Here is a 16,714-nt window from a genome sequence, read left to right on the forward strand (position 1 = left end):
TACTGGACAGCGACACCGTCACCACCGATAGTTGGGCCACAATAAACCTGGGAGGCCCGGCCGTGACCGGTATCGAAACCATCGCCCACCGCATTTGCCCGCTATGCGAAGCCTGCTGCGGGCTGGAGGTCACGCTGGTGGACGGCGCCGTCACCCGCATCCGGGGGCATGACGCCGATGTGTTCAGCCACGGCTTCATCTGCCCCAAGGGCGTCGCGCTCAAGGACTTGCATGAGGACCCCGACCGGCTGCGCACGCCGCTGATCAAGCGCGACGGCCGCTTCGTCGAGGCCACGTATGAAGAAGCCTTCGCCGAGATCGAGCGGCGGCTGACGCCTCTGCTGGAAACCCACGGCGGGGACGCGGCGGCGACCTACATCGGCAACCCCGCCGCCCACAAGATGGGCCTGCTGCTGTACACGCCGGTGCTGGCGCGGGCGCTGGGGACGCGTAACATCTATTCCGCCTCCACCCTGGACCAGATGCCCAAGCAACTGTCCAGCGGCCTGATGTTCGGCCATTGGCTGAGCATTCCCGTGCCGGATATCGAGCGCACCCGGCTGATGGTCATCCTGGGCGGCAACCCCATGGCGTCCAACGGCAGCCTGTGGACGGTGCCGGACTTCCGCGGCAAGGCGCTGGATCTGAAGGCGCGCGGCGGCCGGCTGGTGGTGATCGACCCACGGCGGACGGAGACGGCGGCCCTGGCCGATGAGCATCACTTCATCCGCCCGGGCAGCGATGTCTTCCTGCTGGCGGCCCTGGTCCACACCCTGTTCGAGGAGAACCTGGTGCGCCTGGGCCGGCTGGCGGACCATGTGACGGGCGTGGAGGAGTTGCGCGCCGCCATCACACCGTTCACCCCGGAACGGGCCGCCGCCCACACGGCCATCCCGGCCGACACCATCCGGGCCCTGGCGCGCGATCTGGCGGGCTCGGCGCCAGCGGTGCTGTATGGCCGCATCGGCACATGCACCCAGGAATTCGGCACCCTGGCCAGCTGGCTGGTGGACGTCGTCAATGTCCTGACCGGTAATCTGGACGCGCCCGGTGGGGCGATGTTCCCCAAGGCCGCCGCCTTCGCCGCCAACACGGTGGGCGCCGGCGGCAAGGGACGCGGCGTGCCGTTGGGCCGCCGCCGCTCCCGCGTGTCCAATGCGCCGGAGGTGTTTGGCGAGCTGCCCGTGGGCTGCCTGGCGGAGGAGATCGAGACGCCGGGCGAGGGCCAGGTGCGCGCCCTGTTCACCGTGGCCGGCAATCCCGTCCTGTCCTCCCCCAACGGTGACCGTCTGGCGCGCGCCCTGGACCAGCTGGATCTGATGGTCAGCGTCGACATCTACCTGAATGAGACGACGCGCCACGCCGATGTCATCCTGCCTGGCGTCTCACCCTTCCAGGACAGCCACTACGACGTGGCCTTCCCGCAACTGTCCTATCGCAACCACGCCCGCTACAGCCCGGCGCTGCTGCCGCGACCGGCGGGCGCGCTGGCGGAATGGCAGGTGCTGCTGAAACTGGCCGCCATCGCCGAGGGGAAGGGGGCGGCCGCTGACCCCGCGGCCTTGGACGACGCCATGGCGACGGCTGAGGTGAGCCGTTGGGCCGGCGAACACACGGGTGCCGTCCTGGCCGCCGTCTCCCGCTGGACGGGGCCGGAGCGCCTGTTGGACCTGGCGTTGCGCGCGGGCCCCTATGGCGATGGCTTCGGCCGCAAGCCGGACGGCCTGACCCTCGCCCAGGTGAAGGACAGCGTCGGCGGCATCGACCTGGGCGCGTTGCGGCCCCGCATCCCCGAGGTGTTGCGCACCCCCAGCGGCCGCATCGAGCTGGCGCCCGAGCTGCTGGTGGCGGACCTGGCCCGCGCCGTGGCGGCGCTGGACCAGCCGGCACCGGACCTGGTCATCATCGGCCGGCGCGACCTGCGCTCCAACAACAGTTGGATGCACAACCTGCCCATCCTGGCCAAGGGCCCGTTCCGTTGCACCGTGCTGGTGCATCCCGACGACGCCCGCCGCCACGGTGTCGTCCATGGCGGCCAAGCCCGACTGTCCCGCGCCGGCCGTTCCATCGAGGCCCAGGTGGCCGTCAGCGCCGACATGATGCCCGGCGTCATCAGCCTGCCCCACGGCTGGGGCCACGACGCGGACGGCGCCCGTCTGGGCCTGGCCAGCCAGCGCCCGGGCGCCAACCTGAACGCCCTGCTGGACGAGACCCTGCGCGATCCCTTGTCCGGCAACGCTGTGCTGAGCGGCGTGGCGGTGACACTGGAACCCGTCCCGCTGCCGGCGGTGCAGGCGGCGGAGTAGTCAGTTATGGGGTATATTGACGTAAGTACGGTTGTTATTACATAGTGGCTTGGATGTGAGGAGCGCACCTATGCACACTACCAAGCTGACCAAGGTCGGGAACTCTACCGGCATCACCATTCCCCGCGACGTGCTGACGGAGGCGCGCTTGGATCGGGGGGATGAGGTCACGCTGTCTGTGCGCGATGGTCGTATTGAAATCGCCAAGTCCAACGATGACTACAGCAAAGCCATGGAGGCTGGACGGGCGTTTTCCACCCGGTATCGCCGCGCCATGGCAGTGCTGGCCAAGTGACGGGACTGGTTCTCCCTCCCATAGAGGCGATCATTGACCTGCATGCGGAACTACTGGCCGAACACGGCGGCGCGCCGGGCTTGCGGGATCGTGGAGGTTTGGAGGCATCGTTGGCACGGGCCCATCAGATTGTCGCCTATGCCGAGAACCCGGTTACGGTGTTCGATTTAGCGGCGGCGGTATGCGTCAGTATCCTGCGCAACCACCCCTTCGTCGATGGCAACAAACGCGCGGGCTTCGTCGCGTTGGGAACGACCCTGATCCTGAATGGACTTTTCCTGGATGTGAGCGAGCGGGAAGCCGCTGACATCATCCAGTCGGTCGCAGCCGGGGACTTGTCGGAAGAAGCGTTTCGCCGATGGGTTGCCGACAACTGCGTCGAAGGGTGATCGCCATGGATCACCAGTGCCCCTTGCGTCGGTTCCAGGCGTACAGGACGTCGGCGAAGCGGTCATAGGCGAGGCGGGTGAGGGGACGGATCGCGCGGTTGCCCAGCAGGATGGCCAGCCAGGCGTCGCCGGGGGTATGGCGCCAGATGGCGATGGCGCAGTCGGCGCCGACCAGCAGCCGACCTTCGGCATCCATTCCATGCAGGCGGCGGCGCACCGCCTCCACATCCGCGCCGAAGGGGGCCAGCGCCTCGGGCTCCAGATTGATGTCGCGGAAGGCGATGATACCGGCGCGGGCCGCCTGCACCAGGCGGTTGGTCTGCCAGTCGATGCCCGCGTTACAGACGGGGCATTTGGTGTTGTACCAGACCGTCAGTTGGGCAGGGGCGGACAAGGCGGCTCTCGATGCGGGTATAGTCCGGGCAGTATAGCGGCCGCACGCGATAAGGACAGTGGTGGGAAGGACCAAAGTCTGGAAGGATTGGTGGTTGAATAACCGCCGCGCAGAACCCTGAGACCCGCACCCATGATTCCTGTGGAAACCCTGCTGGCCTTCCTCACCGCCGCCGTCGTGCTGGCCTTCGCGCCGGGGCCGGACAATCTGTTCGTGCTGACCCTGTCGGCGGCGCGGGGATGGCGGGCCGGGGTGGCGGTGACCCTGGGCCTGTGCACCGGCTTGGTGGTGCATACCACGGCGGTGGCGCTGGGTGTGGCCGTCATCTTCCAGCAATCGCAACTGGCCTTCACCCTGCTGAAGGTGGCCGGCGCCGCCTACCTGCTGTACCTGGCCTACAAGGCTTTCCGCGCGCCGGCGGAGGCGCTGGGCGGGGCCAAGGCGGCGGCGGACGGCTACCCCGTCCTGTATCGCCGGGGCATCGTCATGAACGTGACCAATCCCAAGGTGGCCGTCTTCTTCCTGGCCTTCCTGCCGCAGTTCGCGGCACCGGAGCGGGGCAGCGTCACGGTGCAGATCTTCCTGCTGGGGGCGGTGTTCGCCGCCGTGGCGCTGGCCTGCTTTTCCACGATCGCCGTCCTGGCCGGCGGGTTGAACCGCTGGCTGGCCCGGTCCGCCCACGCGCAAACCATCCTGAACCGCATCGCCGGCGTGGTGTTCGTCGGCCTGGCCATCAAACTGGCGACCGCCCAACGCTAAAGGGCGTCGCCCTCTGAACGGGGAATATCGAACGGGGGCACGTCATGGGTCTGGAGGCACTCTGTCATGCCACCTGGAACGGGGGCGCCGGTGAGGTCAAGGCGCTGCTGGAAAGCCGGGAGCTGATTCTGCGGGGCGACTTGCGGCGCACCATCCCGGTCGCCGCCGTGGACGCCTTGGTGGTCGAGGGCGACGCTCTGGTCATGGCCACGCCGGACGGGCCGTTGACCTTGGCGTTGGGGGCCGATGCCGCCGCCCGTTGGGCCAAGAAGCTGACCACCCCGCCGCCCAGCCTGGCGCGCAAGCTGGGCGTGGGCCCCGGCACGCCGGCCCTGGTCATCGGCACGGCGGATGATCCCGCCCTGGTGGAGGCGCTGGCGGGGGCCGTGGCCCCCACCCCGGCGGACGCCCGCCTGGCGCTGGCCGTGGCGCGGGACGCGGCCGACCTGGAGCGGGCGGTCGCCGCACACGCCGCCTTGCCCGCCGGGACCGCCCTCTGGATCATTCACGGCAAGGGCCCCAAAGCGACCTTCGGCGAGGCGCCGGTGCGCGCCTGGATGCGCGCGGCCGGGTTCAAGGACACCAAGATCAGCGCCGTGTCCGAGACGCTGTCGGCCACCCGCTACAACGCCGCTTCCCGGTAGGAAAACGGCTCCGCTGAAATGCCGCACGTCTTGCCCCCGCCTCGGCGCGGAAGGGGCAACGATTCCCCGCCAGACGTGGTACAACCACCCGCCTTGGCGGGACCCTGCGGGGGGGACACCGCCGAATGCCCCGTCCATCGCCACGGGTGATGGGCGGGGGGATGAAACAAGAGACTGTCAGGGGATCCCGATGACACGTACCGTTCTGCTTGGAACCGTGGGCGCGCTGGCGCTCGCGACGCTCGCCGCCACCCCGGCGCTGGCGGCGAAGCCCGCCGCGGCTGGCGCCAATCCCTTCGCCGCCGCCAGCACCCTGCCGTTCGAGGCGCCCCGCTTCGACATCATCAAGGACGCCGACTATCTGCCCGCCTTCAAGGAGGGCATGAGGATCCAACTGGCCGAGATCAAGAAGATCGCCGACAACCCGGCGGCCCCCACCTTCGACAACACCCTGGTGGCCATGGAGAAGTCCGGCCGCATGCTGGACCGGGTTGGCCAGACCTTCTCCGGCGTGGTGCAGGCCAACACCAACGACGCGCTGGATGAGGTGCAGACCACGGTGTCGCCCCTGCTGGCCCAGCACAATGACGCCATCTACCTGAACGACAAGCTGTTTCAGCGGGTCAAGACGCTGTACGACAAGCGGGACAGCCTGAAGCTGAACCCGGAGCAGGCCCAGCTGCTGAAGGTCTATTACCAGCAGTTCATCCATGCCGGCGCCATGCTGAACGACGCCGACAAGGCCACGCTGCGCGATCTCAACACCAAGCTGTCGTCGCTGGAGACCGCCTTCCAGCAGAAGCTGGTGGCGGCGGCCAAGGAAGGCGGCCTGGTGGTGGATGACAAGGCCAAGCTGGCCGGCATGGGCGATGGTGCCATCGCCGCCGCCGCCGAAGCCGCCAAGGGCCGCAAGCTGGAGGGCAAGTACCTGGTGCCGCTGCAGAACACCACGCAGCAGCCGGCCCTGTCCTCCCTGGATGACCGGGCCACGCGCCAGGCCCTGTTCGAGCGCAGCTGGACCCGCGCCGAGAAGGGTGACGCCAACGACACCCGTGCCACCATCTCCGACATCGCCCACCTGCGGGCGCAGAAGGCCAAGCTGCTGGGCTTCCCCAACTACGCGGCCTATGTCCTGGCCGACCAGATGGCGGTGACGCCGGAGGCGGCGGAAGGCTTCATGAAGCGCATGGTTCCCGCCCTGGCGGCGGAGCAGAAGCGCGAGGCGGCGGAGATCCAGGCGCAGATCAAGAAGGACGGCCAGGATTTCGCCCTGAAGCCCTGGGACTGGGACAAGTATGCCGAGCAGGTGCGCAAGGCCAAGTACGACCTGGATGAGGGCGCGCTGAAGCCCTATTTCGAGGTGCACACCGTGCTGGAGGAAGGCGTGTTCTACGCCGCCAACCAGCTGTACGGCCTGACCTTCAAGCGCCGCACCGACATCCCGGTCTACCAGCCCGACGTGCTGGTCTATGAGGTGATCGACAAGGACGGCTCCAGCCTGGGGCTGATGTACTTCGACTACTTCAAGCGCGACAACAAGTCGGGCGGGGCCTGGATGTCCAACTTCGTCCAGCAGTCCAAGCTGCTGGGCACCAAGCCCGTGGTCTACAACGTCTGCAATTTCACCAAGCCCGCCCCGGGCCAGCCGGCGCTGATCAGCTTCAGCGACGTCACCACCATGTTCCACGAATTCGGCCATGCCCTGCACGGCCTGTTCGCCAACCAGACCTATGAGACGCTGTCGGGCACCAACGTGGCGCGCGACTTCGTCGAGTTCCCGTCGCAGTTCAACGAGCATTGGGCCCTGGACCCCAAGGTCCTGGCCCACTATGCCAAGAACTACCAGACGGGCCAGGCCATGCCGGCCGACCTGGTGGAGAAGATCAAGAAGGCCGCCACCTTCAACCAGGGCTATGCCCTGGGTGAGGTCGTCGCCGCCGCCATGCTGGACCTGGAATGGCACAGCCTGCCGGCCGACGCGCCCAAGCAGGACGTGGACACCTTCGAGAAGGAGGCCCTGGCCAAGACCGGCCTGGACGTGGACGACGTGCCCCCGCGCTACCGCTCCAGCTACTTCCTGCACATCTGGGGCAACGGCTACGCCGCCGGCTACTACGCCTATCTGTGGACGGAGATGCTGGACGACGACAGCTACGCCTGGTTCAAGGACCATGGCGGCCTGACGCGGGAGAACGGTGAGCGCTTCCGCCAGATGATCCTGTCCAAGGGCCATACCGAGGATTACGGCCCCATGTTCCGCGCCTTCTACGGCAAGGACCCGGACATCGCACCCATGCTGCAGAACCGCGGCCTGGCGCCCGAAGGCAAGTAAGCCCACCCTTCGGGGTTAGCTGGATACGAGAGGGGCCGGTGGCACATGCCGCCGGCCCTTTTTCACGACCCTTTCTTGGTCGCCATGGGTTCAGCTGTCAGTAGGATATGAGCAGCGGCCCATAACTTCCGATGGCTTTACGCTGATCAGCCATGATCAGCACCAGATGCGGATGATCGAAGCTGATCCACAGGCCGCCGATCTTGCGGAAAGCCGGCAGGGAAACATGCTGCGCCTGACCCTGGGACGACAGGCGATACAAGCCGCTGATGCTGGAGACCCATAGGCTGTCGCCGTCGCTCGCCAGGCCATAGAAGGCGGCCAAGTTGTAATTGGGTGCACGGTTCCGCCGTTGCCACACCAGCCCATGCGTGTTGGGGAAGACGTAAGGCTGGCGATAGAGGGTGTCCACCACGTCGCCGCAGAGTTGCGCCACCCCGCCGTCGGCGGAAAAATGGATCAGGCCTGCGGCCAAGGCCAGGCAGTCGGATCGCCAGGGTAGGGGCAGGACGGCGTTGACCGGCAAGCTGCCTGCGCGGCCGAACTCCGGATTGATCTCTTTCATCCGCCCCGTCCGCCGGTCGATGCGGCGCAGCCCGCCGCCCCATTCGCCGGCATTCAAGCCGACAAACAGATAATCAGATGTGCCGTAGGTGGCGGCGACGGCGCCCACCATCTCCAGCGGTTCGGACAGTGGCACGGCGTCGACGGTCGCCCCGTCCAGCTGAATGATCCGGCGATCGGTCAGGACGGTGAGGATGCCGCCGGTGCAGTCCAGCGCCATGGCCCGGTCCCCTTCCGCCGGTACCGTCGCCAGCACCGTCCAGCCGTCGGGCGAGCGATGGCGCACTGTCCAGGGCCCGGCGCCGTAAGGACCGCCGGTCAGAACCAAAGGGCGGCTGTTCAGCACACATAAGCCGGCCGCTGGTTCCGGCAAGGACTCGGGAATGCGCGTCGATCCACCGATGGCGATGCGGGATAGCCGACCCAAGTCCGATAGAAGCCAGAGTTGCCCGTCCGTGGCGACCGCGCGGGCCAGGATGATGTCCTGGTCCACCCGCAAGTCCCGGCCGTCAGGCCGGGTGACGCCGGGCCTGAGTAGCGAAAACGCCATAAGCGCGAGCAACAGCAGCGTCACCAGCTTGCCGCACAGGAGGGCCATTGCTGGCGAGCGTTTCGAAAGCGGGAAAAGGCTTTCCATGGTGGGACGCTTGTTCCTTACCGCTGGACCAGTATCGGCTCCCAGAAGTTGGTGGGAGAGGGGGCGGGGTTGCGGATCACCACCACGTGAGGCAGGGCGAAGCTGATCTCGATGTCGCCGACCCGCTTGAAGGTGGGTGTGGGGATTTTGGCGGCTTTGCCATCGGCGTTGATGCGGTAGAGACCATCCATGCCGGATGCCAGCAAGGCATCGCCATCCGCAATCAGCCCATACATAGGAACGGTGTAGGGTCCCTCATGAGTTTGGGATTCGTATCGCCCATCGGGCGCACGGTCCATGGGGGATTTGCTTAGGGTGGTGAGGACGTCGCCGCACACTACGCCGATCTCCCCGGAGGGTTCCGGGTAGGTTTTGCCAATGGTAACGGCCAGGCATCCGCTCTGTTCACGACCGTCTTTCCCAAGGCGTCGCCAGGGCAGGGGAGCCACAGCATTGACCGGTGATAGGAATGGCCCGACGCCAGGCCCCATGAAAGACGGTTTCCGTTTGATCTTGGTAACAGCACCGGTGGTTCGGTCGATACGCCACAGGCCTCCTCCCCATTCTCCGCCGTTGTAGCCCACCCAGAGACGATCGGTAGTGCCGTAGACCGCATCGACATGGCTGTTGAAATTATAATTCTCCAACAGGTCGCCCTTCAGCTTCAGATCGTTTTGTCGACCGGAGCGGATCTCGATCAATCTATGGGTGGTCAGCAGTTTTAGGCTGTCTGTTTGGCAATCCATGGCTTGTAGGTGGTCGTCGCCGGCGATAACGGTTCCCTCTACCTGCCAGGCCCCCGCCACCCGGCGGTAAACGGTCCAAGGATGGGCCTGCCACTCCGCAGCGGTTACCGCCACGAGTTGGCCGCCCTGCACGCACATATCGACGATCACTCCCGATGGGATCTCTTCCGGTACCAGCTCGTTTCCATTTTCGGTGACATGGAAAAGGTGTGTCCTGTTCGATAGTAGCCAGAGTTGGCTATCAGCGATGCCCGCCCATGACACCCCAAAATCAGGTTCGTCGTCTGCCCACGCTGGCAGGGATGCCATCAAGGCCAGAAGCAGGGCCAGAACTCTCAAGATGCGCAAGGCGGCGACGGGCACGGGTATCCTCTCGAGAGATGGGAATTGTTCATTGAACGTCCCGTGAACATACCCGCATAACGCGCATCTGTCTTTAAATTTCATGCCGTTTAAGCAACCAAACACTAAACGTGTTGCTTTAGTATCCGTGCCGCGATACTAAAGCATATGCTTAACCAACCATCCCCCCTCGACCTGACCTTCCAGGCGCTCGCCGACCCGACCCGCCGCGCCTTGGTGGAGCGGTTGGTGCGCGGGCCGGCGTCGGTCAGTGAGTTGGCGCGGCCGCTGGACATGTCCCTGCCGGCGGTGATGCAGCATTTGGCCGTGTTGGAGAGTTCCGGCCTGGTGCGGTCGGAGAAGGTGGGGCGGGTGCGGACCTGCCGCATCGACGCCGCGCAGTTGAGCCTGGCGGAGCAATGGATCAACCAGCGCCGCCTGGAATGGGCCAGCCGCCTGGATCGGCTGGGCGACTATCTCGAAACACTGAAAAACGACGATGGAGAGGAATCATGACCCAGGGTGGACCGGCCGGGGCCTTGCGCCCCGACCCCGTACGCATTTCCCGCACCATCCCGGCCCTGCGCGAGACGGTGTTCAGGGCGTGGAGCAAGGCGGAGCATGTGCGCCATTGGTTCGCGCCGGAGCATTTCACCGTGCCCGAGGCCACGGTGGACATGCGCGTGGGCGGCGCTTTCGAGGTGTGCATGCAGGCGCCGGACGGCACGCGACATTGGACGCGCGGCAGCTTCGCCGAGGTCACCCCCGTGGACCGCCTGGTGCTGGACCTGCGCGTGGACGGCGGCGACGGCACGGTGCTGTTCACCGCCTGGACGGAAGTGACCTTCGCCGACGCCGTGGGCGGCACACGGCTGGACATCGTGCAGACCTACACCGTCTATGACCCGACAATGCTGGCGGCCATCGGCGGCGCGCCGGAGGGCTGGTCGCAGACGCTGGACAAGCTGGGGGCCGAGGTGGCGCGCATGGAGCCCGGTGCCGTGCAGGCGCCGGCGGCGCGGTCCGTCGTCCACGCCATTTTCAGCCTGGAGCGGACCTATGACGCTCCGGCGGACCGGGTTTGGCGCGCCCTGTCGGACCTGGAAGCGAAGTCCAAATGGTTTGCCGGCGGTGGCGATTGGGTGCCGCTGGAACGCAGCCTGGATTTCCGCATGGGCGGCAGGGAACGGGCGCGCGGGCGCTGGCAGGGGGGCTCCCACGGCAACACCACCACCACCTTCGACGCCCACTACCTGGACATCGTGCCCAACGAGCGCATCGTCTACAGCTATGAGATGCACATTGATGAGCGCAAGATTTCCATCTCCCTGGCGACCATGGAGCTGAAGCCGGCGGGGCATGGCCGCACCACGCTGAAGGTGACCGAGCAGGGGGCCTTCCTCGACGGTTATGAGGACAACGGGTCGCGCGAGCACGGCACCGGCTTCCTGCTGGATCGGTTGGGCGCGTCGTTGGCGGAGTGATCCCAGCGGCACGAGAGGTTGACCCGTGCCGCCGTAGGACGCGACGGCGTCGGTCGCCCTCACGTATAAATAAAGGGCCGATCAGGCGGTCCTGATCTGCCTCAACTGATGAATGGTCATCATCAGCACGCTGGCCAGCAGCATCAGGCCGCCGATCTGCAGCACATCGCGCGTGTCCACCGTCATGGTTCCGGTATGGGCGATGCGCAACATCACACCCATTCCCCAAAGGACGTAATAGCGCATCTTGGCCAACTTTGCCGGCAGGGCGAGCGAGGGCACGCGTTCAAGGATCTGCACCAGGGTAATCGCCGCCACGGCCCAGGGCAGAAGCTCGGCCGTGCTGTCCGCGATGGACAAAAGACCGAGGGCAGCGAACACCGCGACCTGCAAGCCCCTGAGCGCCCGGCGGCGATGCGCCGGGCCGATCTCGGCATACCACCAGCGGCTCAACAGGCCGCCGCCGATGCTGGTGGCCAGCAGCGCCCCCGTCACGGCCACGGTGAAGGCCGGCATGGGGGCCGGCGGCATCAGCGGGCCGATCCAGAACAGCCAGAACACCAGCGGAATGCTGTTGGCCAGCAGGACGCGCACAGCCTGGCTGTTGGTGTCGTTGGCGTAGGTCCGCTGGAACAGTCCCGCCCACCACAGGGCCAACGTGGCCGCCGCCGCCGTCACCGGGATGCCGATGGAGGGCGGCAGCGCCAGCGACAGGGGAATCAGCGCCAGGCTGAACGGCGCCCACCCCAGCCGCACGGCTGGCCCGGCATCCCGGGCCCAGCGCTGTCGCAGCCAGCGCGCCGGCATCTGCACGCCCAGCCGGTAGGCGAGGCCGCAAGCGGCCAAAAGGGGGCCCGCCAGCAGGAAACCGGTGGGCCACTGCGCCAAGGTCGCCGTTGGCAGGCCGACCTGCAGGCCGGCATAAACCACCAGGAACAAGGGCGCGGTCACCAGCAGCCAGGCCAGGGGGGCGCCCACCGGTTCCTCCGCCAGATAGCGCTCCCACGCCGTCAGCACGTCCGCGTCAAAATTGGCTTGCAGGCTGGGATAGTCATGGCGGATCAGGGTGATCAGGCTGCGTACGTCCTTCGTCAGGTCCGGCACTGTCAGGCGCAGCCGTGGGCTGAAACGCGCCGGGGGGGCCTGCAGCAGACGATAGGCCGTGGCGTAGGCGTGGGTCCGGCTCCGCAGCTTCTCCAGGAAGGCCAGGTCGTGCCCGCGCTTGCCGACGGCGGCCAGCAGGGGCGTCTGCAGTCCGGCCTTGGCCTCGTCCCAGCGGAAATGGGTGATGGCCGGGATGACCAGCGCGTCCGACCGAGGGACGGTGGACAGCAGCAGGCGGGCCAGCCAATCCTCCGTCCGGTTCTGCACGTCGATATGGGCCAGCGCGGGGGAGGCCAGCACCGTCGCCAGGGCTTCCTTCAGCGCGCCGGAGTCCGCTGGTGCCGGGGCGGACAACAGGCCGGCCAGGTGGTTGCACAGGGCGACATGGCGAGCGATGGCCGCGTCCAGGTCCGTTTCCACCTCGGTTTGGGGCGGCGGTTCGGCCTGTCGCTTCGCCTCCGGTTCGGCCGCCTTGTCCGCCGCCTCCGGCTCGGTGTTATTTTCCGCCGCCTGCGGCTCGGCGGTCTCTTGCGCCGTCACTTCATCGGCCGGTGCCTGTCGGCGGGCGTGCAGCAAGGCTTCCTCATAGGCCTGGCGCAGGGCCTGGAAGCCGTCCGGGTCATCCTCCGGGTTGGTGACCTTCAGGCGCCGGGCATAGGCGCGACGGATGGCCAGTTGGTCGCCCGTGGGCTCCAGCGCCAGAATATCCCAGGGGCTCACAGGAACGTCTCGCCTTCCAACTGGTCCAGCGCCTCGCTCAAGGCCAGGCGGGCCGTCTCGATGGCGCGCGGCTCCTGCCCCTCCAGGATGCCCTCGAACTGCGCCATCAGGTGGGCGACATAGGCGCGCTTGTCGCCCAGGAAGTCCTCATAGCAGCGAGCGGCGCGGGCCAGCACGGCGCGGTTGGCCTCGGTGTCGCGCGGGTGGACCTTCAGTGCGGCCAGCGCTTGGCGCCGGGCGTCCAGGTCGTCCGGCTGGGCGTCCCCGTCGGTGATGACCAGGGTGCGCTGCTCCCCGGTTTCCGGAACATGGACATCCACTTCCAGCAGGCCGTTGATGTCATAGGTGAAGCGGCAGTCGACCGTGACGCCACCGGCCGGCCGGGGCGGGACGGGGATGCTGACCTCGCCTAAGGCGACGTTGTCCTGAACGTCGCGCGATTCCCCCTGGTAGATGGTGAAGGTCACCGCCTTCTGGTTGGCCTGCAGGGTATGGAAGCTGCTCACCCGGCTGGCGGGGATGACGGTGTTGCGCTCCAGGATGGGGGAGAAGATGCCGGTGCGCAGGCTGCCGTCGGGGTTGCGCTCCGCCACGTCCACGCCCAGGGAATAGGGGCAGACGTCGGTGATGACCACCTCGTTCAGGGCGGCGTCACGGCTTTTAAGCCCGGCCTGGACGGCGGCGCCCAGGGCCACGGCCTCATCCGGATGGACGGAATGGGCAGGGAATCGGCCGAACATGCGGGTGACGGCGCGGCGGACCGCCGGCATGCGCGTGGCCCCGCCCACCAGCACGATCTCACGCAGCGACCGCGCCTCCAGCTGGCCATCGCGCAGCGCGCGCAGCACCGGCTCGCGCAGGCGGTTCAGCAGGCCCTCGGCCCGGGCCTCGAACGCCTCCGCCGTCAGCTCGTACTCGTAGGTCTTGTCTTTCCAGACGGCGCGCACCGGGGCGGCCGACTGCTCGCTCAAGGTGCGGCGGGCCCGCTCGGCGGCGGCGCGCAGGCGCTGGTACAGGGCGTCGCTCTCGCGCGCGTCGCGGCCCCAGTCGGCACCGAAGCGCTGGCGCAGGTCGTCCACGATCAGCTCATTGAAGTCCTCGCCGCCCAGGCGATTGTCACCGGCGGTGGCGCGCACCTCGATCACGCCCTCGAAGATTTCCAGGATGGAGACGTCGAAGGTGCCGCCGCCCAGGTCGAACACCAGGAAGCGCGTCTCCGCCTCCAGCTGGTGGATGCCGTAGGCCAGGGCCGCCGCCGTGGGCTCGTTCAGCAGCCGATCCACCTTCAGGCCCGCCAGCTCGCCCGCGCGGCGGGTGGCCTTGCGCTGCTTGTCGTTGAAATAGGCGGGCACGGTGATGACGGCCTCGGTCACCGGCTCGCCCAGATAGGCCTCCGCGTCGGCCTTCAGGGACTTCAGCACCAGGGCCGACAGTTCCTCCGGCAGGAAGTCGCGTTTTCCTAAGCGGGTGACGCGCTGCGACCCCATCAGGCGCTTGAAGGCGGTGGCGGTCAGGGTGGGGTGGGTGGCCTGGCGTTCGCGCGCCGGCAGGCCCACCAGCACCGTGCCCTGCTCATCCAGGCTGACGGCGGATGGGGTCAGCCGGTGGCCCAGGCTGTTGGGGATCAGGTCCGCCTTGCCATCCCGAAAGACGGCCACCGCGGAATTGGTGGTGCCCAAATCGATACCGACGATCAACCCAACACTCCTCCCGAAACACCAGGCGCCCGCAACATCGACGTCAAGCCCGCATGATGCCATCCCCGTTCTATCTCCCGGCGCGGCGCGGGGAAAGGGGCGGATGGTCACTGCAGGCAAGAGATAGGGCGTATGACCGCGCCGCCCACGTCGCTACAGTGATGGTAAATGCCGGCGCCGATTGCCGGCCGGTCTGAATGCAAGGGGGATCATACGTCGATGACATCCGGTTTGACCCGGCGGGCGCGCGCCTGGGGTGCCGCCGCCATACTGTCTCTGGTCCTGATGGCGGCGGGGACGGCCCGCGCGCGCGAGGTCTTGCCGCCCGACGCCGCCATCCAGCAGGCGGTGGACCAGGCCTATGCCAAGTTCAAGGGCGTCATGGATGGGGAGAACGCCAGCTACATCCCCTACCTCGCCAAGGCGGACCCCAAGCTCTACGGCATCGCCGTGGTGACGGCGGGCGGCCGGGTGTTCAAGGCCGGCGACGCGGGGCAGGAATTCCCGGTCGAGTCGATCGCCAAGGTCTTCACCCTGGCCCGGGTGCTGAAGGATCAGGGGCCGGAGGCGGTGATGACCAAGATCGGCGTGAACGCCACGGGCCAGCCCTTCAACTCCGTCCTGGCCATCGAACTGAACAACGACAAGCTGACGGGCAGCCCGCCGGCCGGCAACCCGCTGGTCAACGCCGGCGCCATCGCCGCCGCCAGCCTGGTGCCGGGTGCCGACCTGGCCGCGCGCTGGAAGACGGTGTTGGACACCGCCTCCGGCTTCGCCGGCCGGACGCTGGCCCTGAACCAGGACGTCTATCAGTCGGAAATGGCCAGCAACCAGCACAACCAGGCCATCGCCCTGCTGCTGCAAAGCTATGACCATCTCTACGCCGACCCGGCGATGACGGTGGACCTCTACACCCGCGAATGCTCCTACAATGTCAGCGCGGTGGACCTGGCCACCATGGGGGCGACGCTGGCCAACGGCGGCACCAACCCGGTGAGCCGCAAGGCGGTGGTCGATCCCGCCACCAGCGCCCGTGTGCTGGCCGTCATGGCCACCGCCGGCCTGTACAACACCACCGGCGAATGGCTGTTCAAGGTGGGCCTGCCGGGCAAGAGCGGCGTGGGTGGCGGCATCCTGGCGGTGGCGCCGGGCAAGCTGGCCATCGGCGTCTACTCCTCTCGCCTGGACGCCGCCGGCAATAGCGTGCGCGGCCAGTTGGCGGCGCAGTTTATCGCTGAGACGCTGGGCCTGAACCTGTTCGCGGCGGGGAAGTGATGGATACGGGAGGGGGCGGCCAGCCAATAGCGCGGCTGGTTCTTTCTCGGTATGGTTGACTGGAACAAAATAAGAACATACGATGCTCCTCCAGCAACAGGGAGTGTCGGACATGGATGGTTGGCAACGTCGATATCGTTTGAGCAACGGGCCGGGTGGCCTGGGTGTAAGCTGTACGGGCGAGGGGCTGGCCCTGGCCGGCGTGCCCCTGCTGGCCAAGGGCGCCGGTGGTTTCCGCGCCCGGCCGGCGGCGGAGGTGGCGGTGCAGCTGGGGCGTGCCTATGCGGGGGCTGAGCCGGGTGCCGCCGTGTTGCCCGGCCTTGCCAAGATCGCCGACGCCCTGAACCGGGGCGACCTGGCCCAGGCCATGATCCGCGCCGTCCACCTGCGTCTGCCGGAATTGGATTGGGACGCCGCCGTCCGCCTGACCCGCGCCAACGACAATCTGGCGAAGTACAGTCCAGACCAGCCGCGTGACGAGCGGGGGCGTTGGACGGATGGTGGTGGCGGAGAGGATGAGGCGGGGGAGGCGGTCGAGGCGAAGCCAGCCACTTCGGGCGGGCGGGAAGCGACAGCCAAGCCGAAAAAGCGGGACGCGGATATTCCCAAAGCACAAGCGCTTCCTCCTGTTTCGACCGCATCCGATTTCGCCATTCCAGCGAACCCGTATCACGCCCCGCGGGTGTTCAGATTCGCCGATGACATTGAGCAGGTGAACAATTCGCTTTGGCAGGAAAGCTTGGCGCCTCTGTCACAGCCAAATGCGCCACGGTGTTTAGAAACAGGTGAAAAGGTCAGGGAGCACGGTGCCACTGTAGTGGCCCGGCAAGATGGAACGCTGGAATTTCAGAACAAGGACGGGAAGGGTGTCACTTGTCGGGATTTCAGGCCGGACCTTCAGGTCAAGGACCCGACACATTACAGCCTCCTCGGAACAACCCATACCCATCCGTATGACGATGGCAGGGTGGGGGTGTCATTCAGTGGCGGTGATACCCAGGTTCTTCGTAAGCATGCGGCGTAGGC

At 67.2% G+C, this 16,714-nt stretch carries 15 protein-coding genes; 10 read left to right on the forward strand and 5 right to left on the reverse strand.

Annotation, left to right across the window (positions count from 1 at the left end; genetic code table 11):
- Positions 1–62: 62 nt before the first annotated feature.
- From UCD39_RS25050 to UCD39_RS25060, 3 genes are all read left to right on the forward strand, one after another.
- The gene (locus tag UCD39_RS25050) at positions 63–2,306 is read left to right on the forward strand and encodes a molybdopterin-dependent oxidoreductase (RefSeq protein ID WP_330498338.1); all 2,244 of its coding nucleotides are present in this window, start codon (positions 63–65) and stop codon (positions 2,304–2,306) included.
- A gap of 70 nt (positions 2,307–2,376) precedes the next feature.
- On the forward strand, positions 2,377–2,601 hold the full coding sequence (locus UCD39_RS25055; RefSeq protein WP_330498339.1) for an AbrB/MazE/SpoVT family DNA-binding domain-containing protein: 225 nt from the start codon (positions 2,377–2,379) through the stop codon (positions 2,599–2,601).
- Positions 2,598–2,990, forward strand: coding sequence for a type II toxin-antitoxin system death-on-curing family toxin (locus tag UCD39_RS25060; RefSeq protein ID WP_330498340.1), 393 nt, complete (start codon positions 2,598–2,600; stop codon positions 2,988–2,990). The genes UCD39_RS25055 and UCD39_RS25060 overlap by 4 nt, the downstream gene beginning before the upstream one ends.
- Positions 2,991–3,000: 10 nt before the next feature.
- Here UCD39_RS25060 and UCD39_RS25065 read toward each other — a convergent pair whose 3' ends face one another.
- Complete coding sequence (locus UCD39_RS25065; protein WP_330498341.1) at positions 3,001–3,384, reverse strand: thiol-disulfide oxidoreductase DCC family protein; 384 nt, start codon at positions 3,382–3,384, stop codon at positions 3,001–3,003.
- 132 nt (positions 3,385–3,516) lie between these two features.
- On the opposite strand from UCD39_RS25065, the gene UCD39_RS25070 reads away from it, so the two are divergent.
- The 3 genes from UCD39_RS25070 (at position 3,517) to dcp (ending at position 7,119) form a co-directional block, all read left to right on the forward strand.
- Entirely contained in the window at positions 3,517–4,143 is a 627-nt protein-coding gene (locus tag UCD39_RS25070; protein WP_330498342.1) for a LysE family translocator, read from the forward strand.
- A gap of 44 nt (positions 4,144–4,187) precedes the next feature.
- On the forward strand, positions 4,188–4,787 hold the full coding sequence (locus UCD39_RS25075; RefSeq protein ID WP_330498343.1) for a hypothetical protein: 600 nt from the start codon (positions 4,188–4,190) through the stop codon (positions 4,785–4,787).
- Positions 4,788–4,977: 190 nt separating this feature from the next.
- Entirely contained in the window at positions 4,978–7,119 is a 2,142-nt protein-coding gene (dcp, locus tag UCD39_RS25080) for a peptidyl-dipeptidase Dcp (RefSeq protein ID WP_330498344.1), read from the forward strand.
- A gap of 97 nt (positions 7,120–7,216) precedes the next feature.
- On the opposite strand, the gene UCD39_RS25085 is transcribed toward dcp, so the two are convergent.
- Together UCD39_RS25085 and UCD39_RS25090 are read right to left on the reverse strand one after the other, a co-directional pair.
- Positions 7,217–8,281 (reverse strand): hypothetical protein, encoded by a 1,065-nt coding sequence (locus UCD39_RS25085; RefSeq protein WP_330498345.1) that lies wholly within the window; start codon positions 8,279–8,281, stop codon positions 7,217–7,219.
- A 56-nt stretch (positions 8,282–8,337) separates the two neighbouring features.
- Positions 8,338–9,429, reverse strand: coding sequence for a hypothetical protein (locus tag UCD39_RS25090; RefSeq protein WP_330498346.1), 1,092 nt, complete (start codon positions 9,427–9,429; stop codon positions 8,338–8,340).
- A 147-nt stretch (positions 9,430–9,576) separates the two neighbouring features.
- On the opposite strand from UCD39_RS25090, the gene UCD39_RS25095 reads away from it, so the two are divergent.
- Together UCD39_RS25095 and UCD39_RS25100 are read left to right on the forward strand one after the other, a co-directional pair.
- Entirely contained in the window at positions 9,577–9,924 is a 348-nt protein-coding gene (locus UCD39_RS25095; protein ID WP_330498347.1) for an ArsR/SmtB family transcription factor, read from the forward strand.
- Positions 9,921–10,892: an SRPBCC family protein gene (locus UCD39_RS25100; RefSeq protein WP_330498348.1), complete on the forward strand. Its 972-nt coding sequence runs from the start codon at positions 9,921–9,923 to the stop codon at positions 10,890–10,892. The genes UCD39_RS25095 and UCD39_RS25100 overlap by 4 nt, the downstream gene beginning before the upstream one ends.
- An 81-nt stretch (positions 10,893–10,973) precedes the next feature.
- On the opposite strand, the gene UCD39_RS25105 is transcribed toward UCD39_RS25100, so the two are convergent.
- On the reverse strand, positions 10,974–12,716 hold the full coding sequence (locus UCD39_RS25105) for a J domain-containing protein (protein WP_330498349.1): 1,743 nt from the start codon (positions 12,714–12,716) through the stop codon (positions 10,974–10,976).
- Positions 12,713–14,413, reverse strand: a complete 1,701-nt coding sequence (locus UCD39_RS25110; RefSeq protein WP_330498350.1) for an Hsp70 family protein — start codon at positions 14,411–14,413, stop codon at positions 12,713–12,715. The genes UCD39_RS25105 and UCD39_RS25110 overlap by 4 nt, the downstream gene beginning before the upstream one ends.
- A 219-nt stretch (positions 14,414–14,632) precedes the next feature.
- On the opposite strand from UCD39_RS25110, the gene glsA reads away from it, so the two are divergent.
- Positions 14,633–15,688 (forward strand): glutaminase A, encoded by a 1,056-nt coding sequence (glsA, locus tag UCD39_RS25115; protein ID WP_330498351.1) that lies wholly within the window; start codon positions 14,633–14,635, stop codon positions 15,686–15,688.
- 112 nt (positions 15,689–15,800) lie between these two features.
- Entirely contained in the window at positions 15,801–16,712 is a 912-nt protein-coding gene (locus UCD39_RS25120) for a hypothetical protein (protein ID WP_330498352.1), read from the forward strand.
- Positions 16,713–16,714 lie beyond the last annotated feature (2 nt).

Origin of the sequence: Nitrospirillum karajorum (assembly GCF_036348415.1) — a bacterium.
Classification (GTDB): Bacteria; Pseudomonadota; Alphaproteobacteria; order Azospirillales; family Azospirillaceae; genus Nitrospirillum; species Nitrospirillum amazonense_B.